This window comes from Gordonia sp. NPDC003950 (assembly GCF_053605205.1).
The window spans coordinates 241,680-256,389 of sequence record NZ_JBSGIT010000003.1; the positions used below are offsets into that span (position 1 = coordinate 241,680).

At 66.1% G+C, this 14,710-nt stretch carries 16 protein-coding genes and 1 pseudogene; 9 read left to right on the forward strand and 8 right to left on the reverse strand.

What is annotated here, in order from left to right; genetic code table 11:
* Positions 1-2: 2 nt before the first annotated feature.
* Together ACWETB_RS04145 and ACWETB_RS04150 are read right to left on the reverse strand one after the other, a co-directional pair.
* Positions 3-806, reverse strand: a complete 804-nt coding sequence (locus ACWETB_RS04145; RefSeq protein WP_452209463.1) for a hydroxypyruvate isomerase family protein — start codon at positions 804-806, stop codon at positions 3-5.
* 185 nt (positions 807-991) lie between these two features.
* Positions 992-1,324, reverse strand: a complete 333-nt coding sequence (locus ACWETB_RS04150) for a hypothetical protein (RefSeq protein ID WP_452209526.1) — start codon at positions 1,322-1,324, stop codon at positions 992-994.
* Here ACWETB_RS04150 and ACWETB_RS04155 point away from each other — a divergent pair.
* The 5 genes from ACWETB_RS04155 to ACWETB_RS04175 all read left to right on the forward strand — a co-directional run bounded on the left by ACWETB_RS04155 (position 1,205) and on the right by ACWETB_RS04175 (position 4,737).
* Positions 1,205-1,531: a DUF5995 family protein gene (locus ACWETB_RS04155; protein ID WP_452209522.1), complete on the forward strand. Its 327-nt coding sequence runs from the start codon at positions 1,205-1,207 to the stop codon at positions 1,529-1,531. The genes ACWETB_RS04150 and ACWETB_RS04155 overlap by 120 nt on opposite strands.
* 145 nt (positions 1,532-1,676) lie before the next feature.
* Positions 1,677-2,429, forward strand: coding sequence for a glutamine amidotransferase (locus ACWETB_RS04160; protein ID WP_452209465.1), 753 nt, complete (start codon positions 1,677-1,679; stop codon positions 2,427-2,429).
* Between the two features lie 69 nt (positions 2,430-2,498).
* The gene (locus tag ACWETB_RS04165) at positions 2,499-3,020 is read left to right on the forward strand and encodes a flavodoxin domain-containing protein (RefSeq protein WP_452209467.1); all 522 of its coding nucleotides are present in this window, start codon (positions 2,499-2,501) and stop codon (positions 3,018-3,020) included.
* Positions 3,021-3,188: 168 nt separating this feature from the next.
* Complete coding sequence (locus tag ACWETB_RS04170) at positions 3,189-4,517, forward strand: ammonium transporter (RefSeq protein ID WP_452209469.1); 1,329 nt, start codon at positions 3,189-3,191, stop codon at positions 4,515-4,517.
* A 1-nt stretch (position 4,518) separates the two neighbouring features.
* The gene (locus ACWETB_RS04175) at positions 4,519-4,737 is read left to right on the forward strand and encodes a hypothetical protein (RefSeq protein ID WP_348803982.1); all 219 of its coding nucleotides are present in this window, start codon (positions 4,519-4,521) and stop codon (positions 4,735-4,737) included.
* A 74-nt stretch (positions 4,738-4,811) separates the two neighbouring features.
* Here the strand turns inward: ACWETB_RS04175 and ACWETB_RS04180 are convergent, their stop codons facing one another.
* A complete protein-coding gene (locus ACWETB_RS04180) occupies positions 4,812-6,842 on the reverse strand; it encodes an amidase (protein ID WP_452209471.1) in 2,031 nt (676 codons plus the stop codon).
* Positions 6,839-7,876: an agmatine deiminase family protein gene (locus tag ACWETB_RS04185; RefSeq protein ID WP_452209473.1), complete on the reverse strand. Its 1,038-nt coding sequence runs from the start codon at positions 7,874-7,876 to the stop codon at positions 6,839-6,841. The genes ACWETB_RS04180 and ACWETB_RS04185 overlap by 4 nt, the downstream gene beginning before the upstream one ends.
* Positions 7,877-8,021: 145 nt before the next feature.
* Here ACWETB_RS04185 and ACWETB_RS04190 point away from each other — a divergent pair, with 145 nt between their 5' ends.
* Together ACWETB_RS04190 and ACWETB_RS04195 are read left to right on the forward strand one after the other, a co-directional pair.
* A complete protein-coding gene (locus ACWETB_RS04190; RefSeq protein ID WP_348809960.1) occupies positions 8,022-8,684 on the forward strand; it encodes a TetR/AcrR family transcriptional regulator in 663 nt (220 codons plus the stop codon).
* Positions 8,685-8,784: 100 nt separating this feature from the next.
* A complete protein-coding gene (locus tag ACWETB_RS04195; protein ID WP_452209476.1) occupies positions 8,785-9,435 on the forward strand; it encodes a phosphoribosyltransferase in 651 nt (216 codons plus the stop codon).
* A gap of 38 nt (positions 9,436-9,473) precedes the next feature.
* Here ACWETB_RS04195 and ACWETB_RS04200 read toward each other — a convergent pair.
* Positions 9,474-9,865 (reverse strand): annotated as a pseudogene (locus ACWETB_RS04200) (long-chain fatty acid--CoA ligase); the annotation flags it as partial.
* A gap of 241 nt (positions 9,866-10,106) precedes the next feature.
* Here ACWETB_RS04200 and ACWETB_RS04205 point away from each other — a divergent pair.
* Positions 10,107-11,672, forward strand: a complete 1,566-nt coding sequence (locus ACWETB_RS04205) for an MFS transporter (protein WP_452209478.1) — start codon at positions 10,107-10,109, stop codon at positions 11,670-11,672.
* Positions 11,673-12,302: 630 nt separating this feature from the next.
* On the opposite strand, the gene ACWETB_RS04210 is transcribed toward ACWETB_RS04205, so the two are convergent.
* The 3 genes from ACWETB_RS04210 to ACWETB_RS04220 all read right to left on the reverse strand — a co-directional run bounded on the left by ACWETB_RS04210 (position 12,303) and on the right by ACWETB_RS04220 (position 14,021).
* Positions 12,303-13,280 (reverse strand): M56 family metallopeptidase, encoded by a 978-nt coding sequence (locus tag ACWETB_RS04210; RefSeq protein ID WP_452209480.1) that lies wholly within the window; start codon positions 13,278-13,280, stop codon positions 12,303-12,305.
* Positions 13,277-13,681: a BlaI/MecI/CopY family transcriptional regulator gene (locus ACWETB_RS04215; RefSeq protein WP_348809964.1), complete on the reverse strand. Its 405-nt coding sequence runs from the start codon at positions 13,679-13,681 to the stop codon at positions 13,277-13,279. Before ACWETB_RS04215 ends, ACWETB_RS04210 begins: the two co-directional genes overlap by 4 nt.
* A 115-nt stretch (positions 13,682-13,796) precedes the next feature.
* Positions 13,797-14,021 carry a DsbA family protein gene (locus ACWETB_RS04220; RefSeq protein ID WP_452209482.1) on the reverse strand — a complete coding sequence of 75 codons (225 nt, stop codon included), beginning with the start codon at positions 14,019-14,021 and terminating at the stop codon, positions 13,797-13,799.
* A 105-nt stretch (positions 14,022-14,126) separates the two neighbouring features.
* Between ACWETB_RS04220 and ACWETB_RS04225 the strand changes: the two genes are divergently transcribed.
* Complete coding sequence (locus tag ACWETB_RS04225; protein ID WP_452209484.1) at positions 14,127-14,702, forward strand: hypothetical protein; 576 nt, start codon at positions 14,127-14,129, stop codon at positions 14,700-14,702.
* Positions 14,703-14,710 lie beyond the last annotated feature (8 nt).

Below are 14,710 nucleotides of genomic sequence, written 5' to 3' on the forward strand. Positions count from 1 at the left end.
GGTCATGCCGGGAAGTCCGATATCCAGTCGAATGGATCGGCGCGGGTGGCCCGGTACTCCAGGCTGATCCAGCCCAGATAGGACTGCGTGTCGAGGATACGCAGACACCGTGCCAGATCGAGGTTTCCGGTGCCCGGTTCGCCGCGTCCTGGTGCATCGGCGACTTGGACGTGTCCGACGCGACCGGAATTGACCGAGAGCACCTCGTCGAGGTCGTCACCGTTGACCGCGAGGTGATAGAGGTCGGCGAGCAGCATCACGTTGTCGACGCCGTGCTCCCGGCGGACCCGATCGCAGACGGCGACCGCGTCGGCGGCGTGCCGAAGGGGATAGGCCGGTATGGCGCTGAGGGGTTCGACGAGGATCGTCGCACCGATCGCGGCCGCGGCATGCGCGGCGATCGCGAGGTTCTCCGTCGCGAGCCCATCCTGTGTGGCTGCCTCGAGGCCTGCGACGCGATTGCCGTACAGGGCATTGAAACCGACTGTGCCCAGCCGTTTCCCGATATCCGTGGCCACGTCGACACTGTCGCGGAACTCGGCGGAGTGCCGCGGGGAAGACAGCAGGCCCCGGTCACCGACGGCGAGATCACCGGCGGCGAGGTTCAGATGGGTCAACCGGACGCCGGCATCCTCGACGGCTGTCACGAACGCCTCGACATCGCGATCGGCAGGCACCGTGACGTCGAACGGCCACCAGAATTCGACGGCGTCGAAGCCGGCGTCGCGGGCGTGCCGTGGCCGGTGCAGCAGTGATGCGTCGGTGAACAGAATGGAGCAGTTGACCGTCAGGCGTCGCCGGTCCACGTGGTCAACCTGCCGTCGGCGATACCGCGGGCAGGGGCCGATCCCGGTACGAAATGTCTTGTGCCTCTGCGCTATCGACAGACAGAGTGCCGGGAGTGTGCGGTGTGGACCGTGTCTTCATGTGATCAGCGTACGGAGGTGCCGACTGTCGGTGCAGCAGGCAGGCGAACCGGCCCCGACATCGCTCACCCCGGGCGGGCACCGGATCTGCCGTTGGGAGGATGGGCATTCGGGCATCCGCAGCGGATAATCATGCCCACCTGTCCTGCAGTTGTCGCGCCGCCGGACCCGATCCCGGCCGTCACCACCATCGACGAGGTGGTGGCCCTCGACGGCGTCATCGCCTGGGCCGTCCGGCCGCGAGTCGGCTCGGCTACTTCGCGGCCCTGTACAAGCGGATCACTCTCGCCGTCGGCGTCGCCGTCGAGAACGGGGGGTTCGACGACGGTCCGCGGATGGATCGTCTCGACGCCGCGTTCGCGTCCCGCTACCTCGACGCCCTCAACGGGCACTTTCACCCGCAACGGTTTCCGAAACCGAGCCGGCCGTGGCGCCAGCGCGGGGGAATGCGGGCTGGTCCGGGCACACGGACCGCACCTCCGCGATCTGGTCGCCGCAGGGGGACTCGTCGTCCGGTAGCCGGATTCCGCCGGTTGGGCCGGGTCACCTCCCGTCCCGGGTCGAGCCCGACGAGGCGAAGCCGAGGAGGTGTCGAGACCCGGTGAGATGACGCGGCGAACCGCCCACCCCCGCGGCCGACCCACAGTGGTTCCGCCCGGACGGGATGTGCGGCCGCACAGGTAGAATGGGAAGGTCCGCGTTGATCGGAGCGCGCCGGACGAGGCAGTCGGAGCTCCGGTAGCGAGAGCCATGTCCACCACTGCGCCGTACCTGCTCCTGTCCATCCGTGCCGAACCCGACGCGGCGGCCGACGAGTACGGTTCGGTGCTCCGGCTCGGCGAGCTCGCCCCGTCCGAGTTACACGGGATCAATCTGACACAACGCATGTTGGGGACAATCGACCTCGACGAATGGTCGGGGATAATCCTGGGCGGCGGCCCGTACAACGTCAGCGATCCGGCGGGGGACAAGACCCCCACCCAGCGGCGCGTCGAGAGTGAACTCGTGGATCTCCTCGGGCGCGTCGTCGACGCCGACTTCCCTTTCCTCGGTTGCTGTTACGGTGTGGGTGCACTGGGTGCGGTGATCGGCGCGACGATCGATCGCAGCCATGGTGAGCCCGTGGGGGCGACAACGGTGAGCCTGACCGCCGCCGGCCACGATGATCCGCTGTTTGCCGGCCTGCCCGACACCTTCGATGCCTACGGCGGACACAAGGAGGCGGCCTCGGCATTGCCCGAGTCCGCCGTCCACCTCGCCACCTCACCTGCGTGCCCGGTGCAGGCATTCCGGGTGGGCGCGAATGTGTATGCCACACAGTTTCATCCGGAGCTCGACGCGGACAGCCTGGCGACCCGCATCGACGTCTACCGCGACTTCGGGTACTTCGATCCGGAGTCGGCCGAGTCCTTGAAGGCCTCGGCGCGTGAGCATGATGCCCGGCATCCGGCGATGATCCTGCGCCGTTTTGTGCATCGTTACCGTCGTATGACGTCCGGGTGAGCACGATCCACGGAGAGCCGGGGACGTTGGCCTCTTCTCCGTCGGGACGTCGTGCGCGATCATAGGGTGATGACGTCATCGGTACTCGTCGCGTACGCCAGCGCGGACGGGTCGACCGCCGAAGTGGCCGAACGTCTCGGTGAGCACCTGAGCGAGTCGGCCATGTCGGTGAGCGTCGCATCGGTCGCCGATCGCCCCGACCCGTCGTCGTTTGATGTCGTGGTCGCGGGTAGCGCCATTCACAATGGTGACTTCTTACCGGAGTTCGCCGCCTTCGTCGATGAGAACGAGCAGGACCTGCGTCAACGACCGGTGTGGCTCTTCTCGCTGGGGATGGGACCGACGTTGCGCGGACCGATCGGCGCGATCTTCCGTACCAAGGTGCCACCGGCGATCGCAGCTCTGCGGGACCGGATCGACGCGGTCGAGTACCACCCGTTCGCGGGAAGTTTCGGCCGCCCACCCGAACGTCGGTTCCGAATGGTGATGTGGGCCATGGGTGCTCGTCCGGGGGATCACCGCGACTGGGATGACGTCGAGAAGTGGGCCGCCACGATCGCGGCACATCCGGTGTCGCCGACTCGGCGGTGACCCGAACTCCCTGGGCGACTCGTCGGATCAGAGGTTCGTCCGGTTTACGTCGTTTTTACTGTTCGGGAATCATCGCGAGACGAACACTGCCCTAAGGTCAGATCTGCGTACACCGTCGGTACGCCTTGAACACTGATGTGAAACCTTATCGTTCAGCGGAGGTCTGCCTTGCCACCGGAAGTCGATGATGCTTTGACGACGATGACGTCGGTCAACAATGAATTTTTCTACTGGGTCTCGATCGCGTTGATGATGTTCATCCACGCAGGATTTCTCGCCTATGAGGTCGGCGCGTCGCGCTCGAAGAACGTACTGGCCACCGCCATGAAGAACCTGCTGGCCTTCGCGACGATCGTCGCATCGTTCTTCTTCGTCGGTTGGTTCCTCTACAACGCCATGCCCAGCGGCTTCATCGAGTTCAACGACGCCGCCAAGGCCGCGTTGCCGTGGAGCGACAACATGGGCCCCAACGTGCAGGACTCGTCGAGCGGCATCTTCTGGGGAGCGTTCGCACTGTTCGCCGCCACCACCGGATCGATCATGTCCGGTGCCGTCCTCGAACGCATTCGCACCAGCGGGTTCCTGATCCTGACCGTCATGGTCGGTTCGGTCGTGTGGATCATCGGCGCGGCCTGGGGCTGGCACGGTGCGGGATGGATGCTCACCACAATGGGCTTCCACGACGTGGGTGCGGCCGGATGCGTGCACACCATCGCCGGGTTCGCCGCGCTGGGAATCCTCCTCAACCTCGGGCCACGGGTGGGCCGTTTCCGGGAGGACGGCACTGCCGTCACCATCCGGCCCCACAACCTCCCGCTCACCATGGTCGGGTTGATGCTGATCTTCGCCGGGTTCTTCGGCTTCCTGATGGGTTGCGTGATCTACGGTCCCGGTGGCTATGCGACGATCTACGGCAGTCCGACCACGTTGTCCGCCTTCGCTTTCAACACGCTGATGGGATTGGCGGGCGGAATCATCGGCGCCTATATCGCTTCCCGCGGTGAACCGTTCTGGACCATCTCCGGTGGACTGGCCGGTGTAATCGGAGTGGCCTCGGGAATGGACCTCTATCACCCGGCTCTGGCCTTCATCCTCGCGCTCGCCGCCGGTGCGCTGGTGCCCTACATCGGAAAGCTGCTGGAGCGCTTCAAGATCGACGATGTCGTCGGTGCCGTCGCGGTGCACGGTGGGATCGGTCTCTACTCGGTGGTCATGGCCGGCGTCTTCCTGGCGGGCTACCCGAATACCGATGGCAATCCGAGTATTTCGCTGTGGGGGCAGTTGGTCGGAGGTCTCGTGTTCGTGGCGATGGGGTTCATCCCGGCATATCTGGTGTCCCTCGGACTCAAGAAGGTCGGTCTGATGCGCATCCCGCCGGAGGTCGAGGAGCACGGACTGGACCTGGCCGAGGTTCCGGCAACGCCCTATCCGGAAGGCATTCCGGTGACCGCGATGCGCACGGAGACAACGGTACTGGTGATCGAGGAGGCGAACTGACATGTTCAATCCGATTGATTCCTACGACGACGCCGATGTGGTGTACACCTTCGGTGGCAACTCGGTGGGCGTCTGGGTGGTGTTCATCCTCGCGGTGGTTCTGTTCGTCGCCTTCTTCGTCAAGATGATCCGGCACGAGAACCACGCCTACAAGTCGATGATCGAGCACACCCCGATCGAGAAGGGCCCCGCCGCCGAGGGAGAACCGCCGGTCTACTAAAGCGCTGTCAACGCAGCCGAGGGCGCTGTCAACTCCGATCGGGTTGACAGCGCCCTCAACGTCGTTGACGGCGCTCAGGCGATACCGCCGACGACGAGATACTCGGCGGTGGCGGTGCCGCCGGCCGAGGTCGCGACCGCCATCACGATGGCTCCGTAGGGCTCGCGCCACTGGGAGTGGCGACGTTCGAGTTCGGCTGTCGGGATCTCGGTGGTCGCCGTGAAGTCGTGCCCGTCGCGGTGCGGCGCCACGGCCTCACCGTTGACGAATATCTGGAGCAATGCGGCGTCGGTGGTCCCGGACACCTCGATCGTGGTGACGTCACCCGAGATACGTGCGTCCGCGTGCACCGACAGGGCCGGCGTCGGGCCGCCGGTCGATGGGGCGGGCCGACGGAGCCCCGGAAGTTCTGGCGTCGACGACGGTGGCATGCGTCGGCGCGACAGCTGTTCATAGGCCCAGCCGTATGCCAACAGGGCGTTGTCGCTGTACGCCCGACCCGCGAAGGTCAGGTTGACCGGCATGTCGATGTCGGCCATCGTCCCCATCGTGACGTTCACGGTCGGGACGCCGTAGTGCCGAATCATAGTGTTGCCGGTGGATACCCACACGCCGTTGGCCATCGCCCGCGCGTGCGAGTCCGCATTGGTGTCGGCGTCGGCCGCGCCCACATCGAGCGCCGACGGAAACACCAGCGCGTCGAGACCGAGGTCATCGAGCCACTCCTCGAGGTCGATGCGACGCAACTCTTCCAGACCGCGCACACCCTCGGCGAGATCGGGGATCTCCTCGAGTGGGGTGATGCCACGGGCCGCGCGGGCCGGGTACTCGCCGATGTCGAGGTTGTAGCGGGCGTAATAGCCGACGAGTTCGTCGGGGATGGCGCCATCGGGGAGCGGGAAGATCATGTCGCAGTCCACGTCGGCCAGCCGATCGAGGGAATTGTCGCCGGTGGCCTGCAGAAAGTCGTTCCACGACCAGGTGGTCAGATCCCACATCTCCGCGTCGAAGAAGCCGCCCGGCAGAATGCCGCGGGCGTATCCGTCGCGGGCGCTCGGCCGGTCGAGTTCGTAGTTGGTCAGAGCCGGGAAGTCGACCTCGACCACGGTCGCACCGGCTTCCTCCAGATCGGCCCGCGCCCGCTCCCACAGTGCGATGACCGATGGGCGAGGCGTGATCGGCCAACCCGCCTCATCGTCGTCGCCCAGCAGGATACGTGGAACACCGAACCGCCTGCCCCGCAGCGATTCTGGATCGCGGAGGTCGGTATAGGAGGGTGGCCGCACCTCGGACGCGGCCGGCAATGCCACCCATGGTTGGGTGCGCCAGAAGTCGCCGCGGGTCTGCGGATCGTCGACCACCAGCACGTCGAGGAGCACCAGGAGGTCGTCCATGGTGCGGGTCTGGGGGACGACGACGTCCATCGTGGGGGTGAGCGGCCAGTTGCCGCGCACCGAGATGACGCCACGTGACGGGGTATAGGCGGCGAGCGCATTGTTCGACGCCGGTGAGCGCCCACTCGACCAGGTTTCCTCACCCAATCCGAATGCCGCCATGCTCGCCGCCGTCGACACCCCGGAACCGTTGGACGAACCGGACAGATACGCGGCCGCGAGAAACCTTGGGTTGTAGGGGCTTTCAGCGCGTCCGTAAACACCCCGTTGCATGCCGCCGTTGGCCATCGGGGGCATGTTGGTCAATCCGATGCAGATCGCGCCGGCACGTCGGAGTTGCTCGACGGCAAAGGCATCCGATCCGGCGAGAAGATGCTCGAATGCGGGAGAGCCGGATGCGACAGGTAGCCCGGCCACCCGGTAGCTGTCCTTGGCGGTGTAGGGAATCCCGTCGAGGGGGCCGCGGGACTCGCCGCGCGCCCGGCGCTCATCGCTCGCGCGTGCCTCGGTGAACATCTCGGGGTTGAGGACGGGTACGGCGTTCAGGGCCGGTCCGTGCCGGTCATACCGTGCGATTCGATTGAGGTACCCGGCGACGAGTTCGACACTGGTCACGGTACCGTCGGCCAGGGCCGCACCCAGTTCGGCGACTGTCGCCTCGACCAGCGGTGGTGTCGAGATGTCGCCGGCGGTCGGGATGGCCGTGCTCATCGGGTGGACCCGGCGGCCGGTTGCTGCTGGGTGATGCAGTGGATGCCACCGCCTCGGGCGAGGATCTCCCGCGCGTCGATGGTGACGACGCGGCGCCCGGGATACGCCGAGGCGAGGATCTCCGCGGCGTGCGCGTCGGCGGCCGGTTCGCCGTAGCCGCAGGCGATCACGCCGTCGTTGACCACGAGGTGATTGATGTAGCTGTAGTCGACGAAGCCATCCGCGTCGCGAATGGTCTCCGGTGCCGGCAGGTCGACGATGGTCCACGGGCGTCCGGCGGCGTCGGTCGTGCCCGCCAGGAACTCACGCAGATCGAGCATCACCTGATGGTCGGGATGCTCGGGGTTGTTCTGCTGGTGCAGAAGCAGCGTGCCGGGGGAGGCGATGGTGGCGACCATGTCGATGTGCCCGCGGGTACCGAACCGTTCGTAGTCGCGGGTCAGTCCCCGCGGCAGCCAGATGACCTTTTGCGCCCCGATGGTGCGTTCGAGTTCGGCCGCGATCGTTTCTTTTGTGGCATAAGGGTTTCGGTGCGGATCGAGCTGTACGGTCTCGGTGACGAGTACGGTGCCCTCACCGTCGACGTGAATGGCGCCGCCCTCCTGGACGAGCATCGAACTGATCACCGGTACGCCTGCTCTTGCGGCCACGAACCGACCGATCCCACGGTCGTTGTCCCACTGCGCCCAGTCCTGCGCGCCCCAGCCGTTGAAGGTCCAGTCCACGGCGGCGAGGTGGCCGGTGGTGTCGTCGATGACGAATGTCGGGCCGATGTCGCGCATCCAGGCATCGTCGAGAGGGGCTTCGATGATCTCGACGGTGTCGGCGAGCATCGCGCGGGCGCGGGTCATCTCGGTGGGGTCGACGACCACGCTCACCGGCTCGAAATCGACAACGGTGTTGGCCACGAGACTCCAAGCCGCATAGGCGGTCTCGGCCTCGGATGCGCTCTCGGTCAGGGTGGTATTGGTTCTGGGGAACGCCATCCACACGCGCTCGTGCCGAGCTGTCTCGGCGGGCATGATCCACGACATCGGTGAAGCCTCTCATTATTGATCGACTGGTCAATAACAATCAGAGTAGGTCTCCGGAGGGGTGGCGTCAAGAGAAACCGGGAAATTATTGGCCAATCGATCAATAGTTGTTGACTCGGCGACCTCGTGCGTCGATGATCGCTGCATGGGACAGGTATCAGGTGATGTGCGTCCTCGGGCCGCGCGCAAGTCGCCGGCCGAACGTGCGGCCGAGATACGCGCGGCTGCAAGCGATCTGGCGAGGGAATCGGGTCTGTCCGCGCTGACGCTGCGGGCGGTGGCGGCGCGAGTCGGCGTCGCACCGGCTCTCGTCGCGCATTACGAGCCGAGCATGGACGAGCTCGTGGCGGCCACCTTCACGACGATCACCACCGCCGAGGTCGACGAGATCGTGGAGATCATCGAGGATGGCCCGACCGCCACCGAGAAGCTGCGGCTGCTCATCGCAACGTTGCTGGAACCCTCGCGTGACGAGGTCACCGCGGTCTGGGCCGACGCCTTCAGTCTCGGGCGGATCAACGAGGCATTGGCGGCGGCGGTGCGCGCGGTGATGGACTCCTGGCAGGCGCTGGTGGTGGGCATCATCGATGACGGAACCGCCGCCGGTGAGTTCACCACCGACGAACCCGGAGACGTCGCGTGGCAGTTCCTCGGAATGATCGACGGCGTCAACGCGCACGCCCTCGTGCACTATGTCGGCGCACCCGACCGGGGCAGACTGGTTCGTCGTGCCATGGAACATGAGCTAGGACTGAGACTCGGCGCTCTGGGCGGCGACGAACCGGCGCACCCCACCGACATCGCGTGACGCGGCACGGATCCGCACCCGCCCGGTGGATAATCGTCGGTGTGGCGGCCTTGGTACGCGCAACGTCGGTATCTGGGGCGTCACGCACCTGAGGAGGTCGATGATGACCCGACGGCGATATCGGGATCGGGAGCAGGCCGGGCGTGTGCTCGCCGATCACTGTGGCGCACTTCGTGATCGATCGGCCGTGGTCCTGGCGCTACCGCGTGGTGGGGTTCCGGTGGCCGTGCCGGTGGCGAAGTATCTTCATGCTCCGCTGGATGTGTACATCGTGCGGAAGCTCGGGGTGCCCGGTCAGCCGGAACTGGCCGCGGGCGCGATCAGCGGTGATGGGGTGGTGGTCACCAACGACGACGTCATCCGGGCCACCGGCACATCGTCGGAGGATCTGCAGCGCGTCATCGACACCGAACGTGCCGAACTGCAACGGCGTGTCGTCGCCTACCGCGGCAGCCGGCCCGCCGTCGACGTTCGCGGGAAGACCGTGGTAGTGGTCGACGACGGGGTCGCCACCGGAGCGACGGCGCGGGCGGCCGTCGGCGCGCTACGACGATCCGGCGCAGCGGATGTGGTGATCGCAGTGCCCGTGGCCCCACCCGACGCGGTGGCCGGCCTCGCCGAGGTGGCCGAGGTCATCTGCCCGCTGCTGCCGCGGGACTTCCACGGCGTAGGGGGCGCCTACGACCATTTCGAGCAGCTCACCGACCAACAGGTCTGCGCGTCCTTGGCTCAGGCCGTGCAGGCTGAGTGACCGCCCGAGGTGTGGGACTCCGATGACTCACCGGGCGCTCACGAGATTCCGCGGAGATCGATAACGTGGTCGGCAACCTCGTCGTCACAGAGCGCGACGATGTGCTCGGCGTACTTCTCGGCAATGGGCTTGCGCCGCAACTTCATTGTCGGAGTCAGTTCGTCGCTGCCGGGGTCGAGGCCACCAGTGCGGAGATGTAGGGTTTGCCGTCACCGATGGCCACGACCTGTCCGATGAGTGACGACGCCGCTTTCATCGCGTTCTCGACGTTGGTGGGCGACATGTTCTTTCCGGACTCGTCGATGATGAGATCCTTCTTGCGGTCGACGATGGTCAGGAACCCGTCGTCGTCGAGTGTGCCGATGTCGCCGGTGGCCACCCAGCCGTCGGGATCGATCGTCTCGGCGGTCTTCTCGGGGTGATGCCGGTATGCCGGAAATGGTCATCGAATCGTAAAGAATGCAGGTGGATAGTGATTTTGCGAAGAAGGAGATAAGGCGCCGGTGGCCGGATGCGGGTGTGAGGAAACCGAGGATTTCCCGGGCACTGTGGCGAGCGGGCGTGGCCGGGTAGGCTAAGTGGAGTCCACACCTCCGGTAGCTGCGGCGGATGGCCGGCAATCGACGGAATCCGACATGGCACCGAGCCACCTCGACGCAAGCGAGTCGTGAATGTCCTCTCCCACATCGCCGCAGAACCCAGCACCTGAGAACTCGCCATACCAGAACTCCGTGCCCCCGGCCGAACCCGACCCCCGGCGCTGGAAAGCGTTGGTCTTCATCTGCATCGCGCAGTTGATGGTCGTGCTCGACGGCACCGTCGTCCAGATCGCGTTGCCCGATGCCAAGGTCGATCTCGGTATCAGCACGGCCAATCAACAGTGGGTGATCACCGCCTACGCCCTGGCATTCGGAGGTTTGTTGCTCTTCGGTGGTCGCATCGCCGATCTGTGGGGGCGCCGCCGGGCGCTGATGGTCGGCCTGGTCGGATTCGCCGCCGCCTCCGCACTCGGAGGGGCCGCGGTGAACGAGGCCATGCTGTTCGGTGCGCGGGCGTTGCAGGGCGCGTTCGGCGCGCTGCTGGCCCCCGCTGCACTGTCGTTGCTGACGGTGATGTTCACGTCGCCGAAGGAGCGGGCGCGAGCGTTCGGCATTTTCGGCGCCATCGCCGGCGGCGGCGCCGCCATCGGGCTGTTGCTTGGTGGGCTGCTGACCCAGGTCTTCGATTGGCGCTGGACCATGTACATCAACGTGGTGTTCGCCGCGATCGCGCTGTTCGGTGCCATCGTGGAAATCAAGGAACCGGCCCGTGCCCACGACCACGCCCCGGGACTCGACATTCTCGGTGTGATTCTCGGCGGAACCGGTCTCGCACTGGTGGTGTACGGATTCAGCCGAGCCGCCGAAGAGGGCTGGGGCGACACCGGCACGATCATCTGCCTGGTCGCGGCCGTCGTCCTGCTGGTGGCCTTTGTGGCCTGGCAGGCACGCAGTCCGCATCCGCTCCTGCCGTTGCGGGTTGTCGCCGACCGCGCCCGCGGTGGCGCCTACCTCAGCGTTGGACTGGCGACGATCGCGATGTTCGGCTCATTCCTGTTTCTCACGCTCTATATGCAAGTGGTGCAACACTATTCACCACTGAGCGCGGGCGTGGCCTTCCTCCCGATGGTATTCGGGATGCTGCTGGGCTCCACCCAGATCGCGGCCCGCCTGATCACCCGGGTACCCCCACGATTCCTCATCGTCCCCGGTGCCCTCCTCGCCTCCTGCGGCATGCTGCTGCTCAGTCAGATCTCGGCCGACTCGACGCGCTACTGGTCCGTGGTGTTCCCGGCGTTGCTGGTCCTCGGCATGGGGATGGGCACGGTCTTCATGACGTCGATCAACCTCGCCACCTACGGCGTCGAACCGCGTGATGCGGGCGTCGCTTCGGCGATGGTCAACACCTCGCAGCAGGTCGGCGGCGCGATCGGCACCGCACTGTTGAACACCATTGCCGCCACCGCCGCCGCCTCCTACGTGACCGGCCACTTGTCGTCGGTTCACGGTCCCGCGGACATGGCGACCGTGCAAGCCCAGGCACTGGCCCACGGGCAGAGCACCGGCTTCTATGTGGCCGCAGCGATCCTGGCGTCCGTCGCGGTGGTGGCAGGAGTGCTCATCAACGTGCGGCGTCCGATCGGGGAGGCACACGGTCCTGCAGCTGAGGTTGTCCTCGACGGTGCCACGGGTGTGTAGTGCACTGTGGGTGTCGTCCGTCGGGGGTGCCGGATGACGAGACGTGACGAGGCGAGTCCTATCCGGGGTGGACTGAGGGCTGGGGAAGTCGCGCTTGCGTTGAGCGTGGAGATTCGAACGGGAATCACTTCCCTTCCCCGCCGGAAGACGGATGACCGTCCGGGGCGGAACACGACGCACTGCGCACTCGATGAGTGTGCGGAACCGACGAGTGTGCTTGTCGGCAACCAATTCATCACCGGCGAGGGTTCCGTAGTATACGGCTGATCCGCTGTTCGGAGTACGACCTCGCGGGTGAGTGCAGTGTCCCAGGGCGGTCCGGAGGCTATGTCGGCCAACCGGTTTGACGCTTGGTGAGTCGGTCGTGACCGGTGCTGAATCGTCAGCAGCGGTGGATTCGCGCCGACGACGCCGATCTCGCACGGAGCGCATCGATCGTGAGAATTACACGGCGAGAGTCACATCCGTCATTCGGGTTCAACCGCGCCGTGCAGATGACGTGGGACCCGCGACCACCGGCGGCGGATCGTCATCACCGGTGTCGTGTCCATCGTGTCCACGGTCGCCTCGATGATGGCCGGCCGCGGCTTCCCGCTCCGCGGACCCCGTCCACAACCGCAAGGGAGGTGCTCAGGGGGCCCACAGGCAGGTGCCGGCCGCCAAGACGTATGAGCCGTAGGCGCCTGCCGTGAGTGTCGTGGACAGCGCCGCGTAGATACCGATCATCGTGGTGGCGGTGACGCCGCGCCAGGTGAGGCGCGGCGTCACCGCGACCAGCTGCTCGACCCGGTTGGGTCCGGCTACGTGGAGAGCGCCGATGAGTTCTTGGCCGCGTTGCTGGTCGTCGAGTTTGAGTAGTGCACTTGCCAGCGCGGGTGTGCTCACGGCGCGGCGTGCGGCGTTGTCGGCGGCGATCTCGAGATAGTGGGGGATCGCCGAGAGGGCGGCGTCGACCAGAGGTACCCAACGCACGGGTGCGCTGAGTGCGGTCGCCACTGCCATGATCCCGTGATGACGTTGCCGGAGATGGGCCCGCTCATGAGCGAGGACCGCGTGCAACTCATCCCGGTCGAGTAGTCCCAGCGCCGCATCGCTGATGAAGATGCCGCCATCGCGGTGGGCGAGAGCGAACACCGTCGCTTCGGTGCGGTCGAGTAGGCGTACCGATGCGTTCGCGACATACCGGTGGTGCGACGACGCCCGAAGCGCAGCAGCGGTGACGCGTGCGCGGCGTCGTGCCCGGTAGGCGTGGCGCGCGGTGACGTAGAGCCCGGCGGCCCCGGCGAGGAGAGGGAGGATGAGCAGGACGACGGTGGGCAAGCCGGTATGAATCGTCGGCCCGTCGAACGGGCTCGCGTGTGCCAGGCAACGCCGGCACACGTTGGTGGCGCCCGCGGACAACACTCGCGGACCGGAGAGAACCCAGGCGAACACGGGCCCGATAGCCAGCGCGGCCGCGATCCAGGACGCGATGATCCCGATGAGGGCCACCGCCGCGGCCAGCGGTGTGCGGGCCAGGGCCGGCGCCGCCCATCGGAGTGCACGAGGACCCAGCATCGACCACGCGATGATCAGCGGGGCGACAGTGCAGATCAGGGCGAGTGTCATCGCGCGTCCGGCCTGTCTTCCGAGTGGTCGGCCAGGTATCGGCGTAAGACGTCGACGTCATCGGGCGACAGGGTCTCGACGAAGTGAAGCATCGACGACTCCCGGTTGGTTCCGGGCGCGTTGAGCGCATGCTGCATCAGCTGGGCCGCGTGCTGCTCCCGATCGTGGACTGCCTTGAATCGCACGCCCCGTCGTCGGCGTATCGGGGTCACCATCCGTTTGCGCTCCAGATTCCGCAGGACCGTGGCAATGGTGGTGTAGGCCGGAGATCCGGGCGAGAGGTCGATGATCTCGCGGATGGTGAGCGCGCCGTTCTCCCACACGATGTCCATGACCTGTTGTTCGAGAGTGCCGAGGCGGACCGGCTCGGCGGACGGCGATGGAGGATGGCGCTCACTCATCGACGTTCATCGCCACTGTCGGTCGACCTGCCCATGGCCCCGAGTATGCCGTAGAGTCGACTATCCCGCATAGTCGATGGCTCGCTGTTGTGTGGGGACACGACGTGCGTGCCGGTCACCTCTGCGCACGGACGCCGTCGATCACGTCGACGTAGGGCTGCAACTCAAAGCCCCCGAGCAGTGGTGTGCCGTTGATCCAGAACGCCGGTACCGGGGGGATGAAGAGGCTTTTGGCCAAGGCCAGGTCGGACTCGATCTGCGCGTCGAATCGGGAGCCGGTCGTGTCGCGGGCGAAGCGTTCGAGATCCCGGACCCCGGCCCGCTGAGCGAGTGTCGTCAACGATTCAGGGGTGAGATCAGCTCGTCCCTGCTGCGGAGCGGCTTCCATGAGTTCCGGTGCCGGGATAAGCAGACACCGGTACTTAACACATGTAAAGTTGGCGCTGTGGCGAACGTACCGGGCACGACCGAACTATCCGATGGCTGGCGATTCATCGGTGCCGACGAGATCGATGTGTCCGGTCGGATGTTGTCGCAAAGCGCTGTCGCGGCAGGTGTACTCGTGCCGCGAATGCCGGCCACCAGCCTCAAAGCGCGACGAGATGCCGGGCTCTATGCGGACGACCCCTACGTCGGGGATCATCTGACGCGAATCGATCAGGAACTGTGGAAGCGGGACTGGTATAGCCCGGACCTTCTATTCGAAAGCAACGCCCCCGACCGGGTCCGTCCGGAACCCGACACAGCGAACCGGCAATTCCGCATCATTCTGTCGAACACCTCTGATCACCTGGCATTCTTCACCCGGATACAGATGTGTCGACCGGACACCGCTGCGGAAATCCTGCCGAGTCACCACAGCGATAACTTCGTCACTGTGTATCCGCACGAACCACTCGAGGTCACCGCGCACTTCGAGCGGCAGGTGCTGCCGGCGGGTGACCCGACACTGGCGGTGACGCAGGTCAACGGCGTTCGGGCCGGAGCCCCAGACAGCCATACCGCTGCGATCGCTCCCTGATGGTCGAG

Bases quoted from the DNA above. Each gene is read 5' to 3' on its own strand.
- ACWETB_RS04160 (WP_452209465.1), top strand. From the start codon at position 1,677: ATGTCCACCACTGCGCCGTACCTGCTCCTGTCCATCCGTGCCGAACCC.
- ACWETB_RS04165 (WP_452209467.1), top strand. From the start codon at position 2,499: ATGACGTCATCGGTACTCGTCGCGTACGCCAGCGCGGACGGGTCGACC.
- ACWETB_RS04175 (WP_348803982.1), top strand. From the start codon at position 4,519: ATGTTCAATCCGATTGATTCCTACGACGACGCCGATGTGGTGTACACC.
- ACWETB_RS04180 (WP_452209471.1), bottom strand. From the start codon at position 6,842: ATGAGCACGGCCATCCCGACCGCCGGCGACATCTCGACACCACCGCTG.
- ACWETB_RS04185 (WP_452209473.1), bottom strand. From the start codon at position 7,876: ATGTCGTGGATCATGCCCGCCGAGACAGCTCGGCACGAGCGCGTGTGG.
- ACWETB_RS04190 (WP_348809960.1), top strand. From the start codon at position 8,022: ATGGGACAGGTATCAGGTGATGTGCGTCCTCGGGCCGCGCGCAAGTCG.
- ACWETB_RS04195 (WP_452209476.1), top strand. From the start codon at position 8,785: ATGATGACCCGACGGCGATATCGGGATCGGGAGCAGGCCGGGCGTGTG.
- ACWETB_RS04205 (WP_452209478.1), top strand. From the start codon at position 10,107: ATGTCCTCTCCCACATCGCCGCAGAACCCAGCACCTGAGAACTCGCCA.
- ACWETB_RS04210 (WP_452209480.1), bottom strand. From the start codon at position 13,280: ATGACACTCGCCCTGATCTGCACTGTCGCCCCGCTGATCATCGCGTGG.
- ACWETB_RS04215 (WP_348809964.1), bottom strand. From the start codon at position 13,681: ATGAGTGAGCGCCATCCTCCATCGCCGTCCGCCGAGCCGGTCCGCCTC.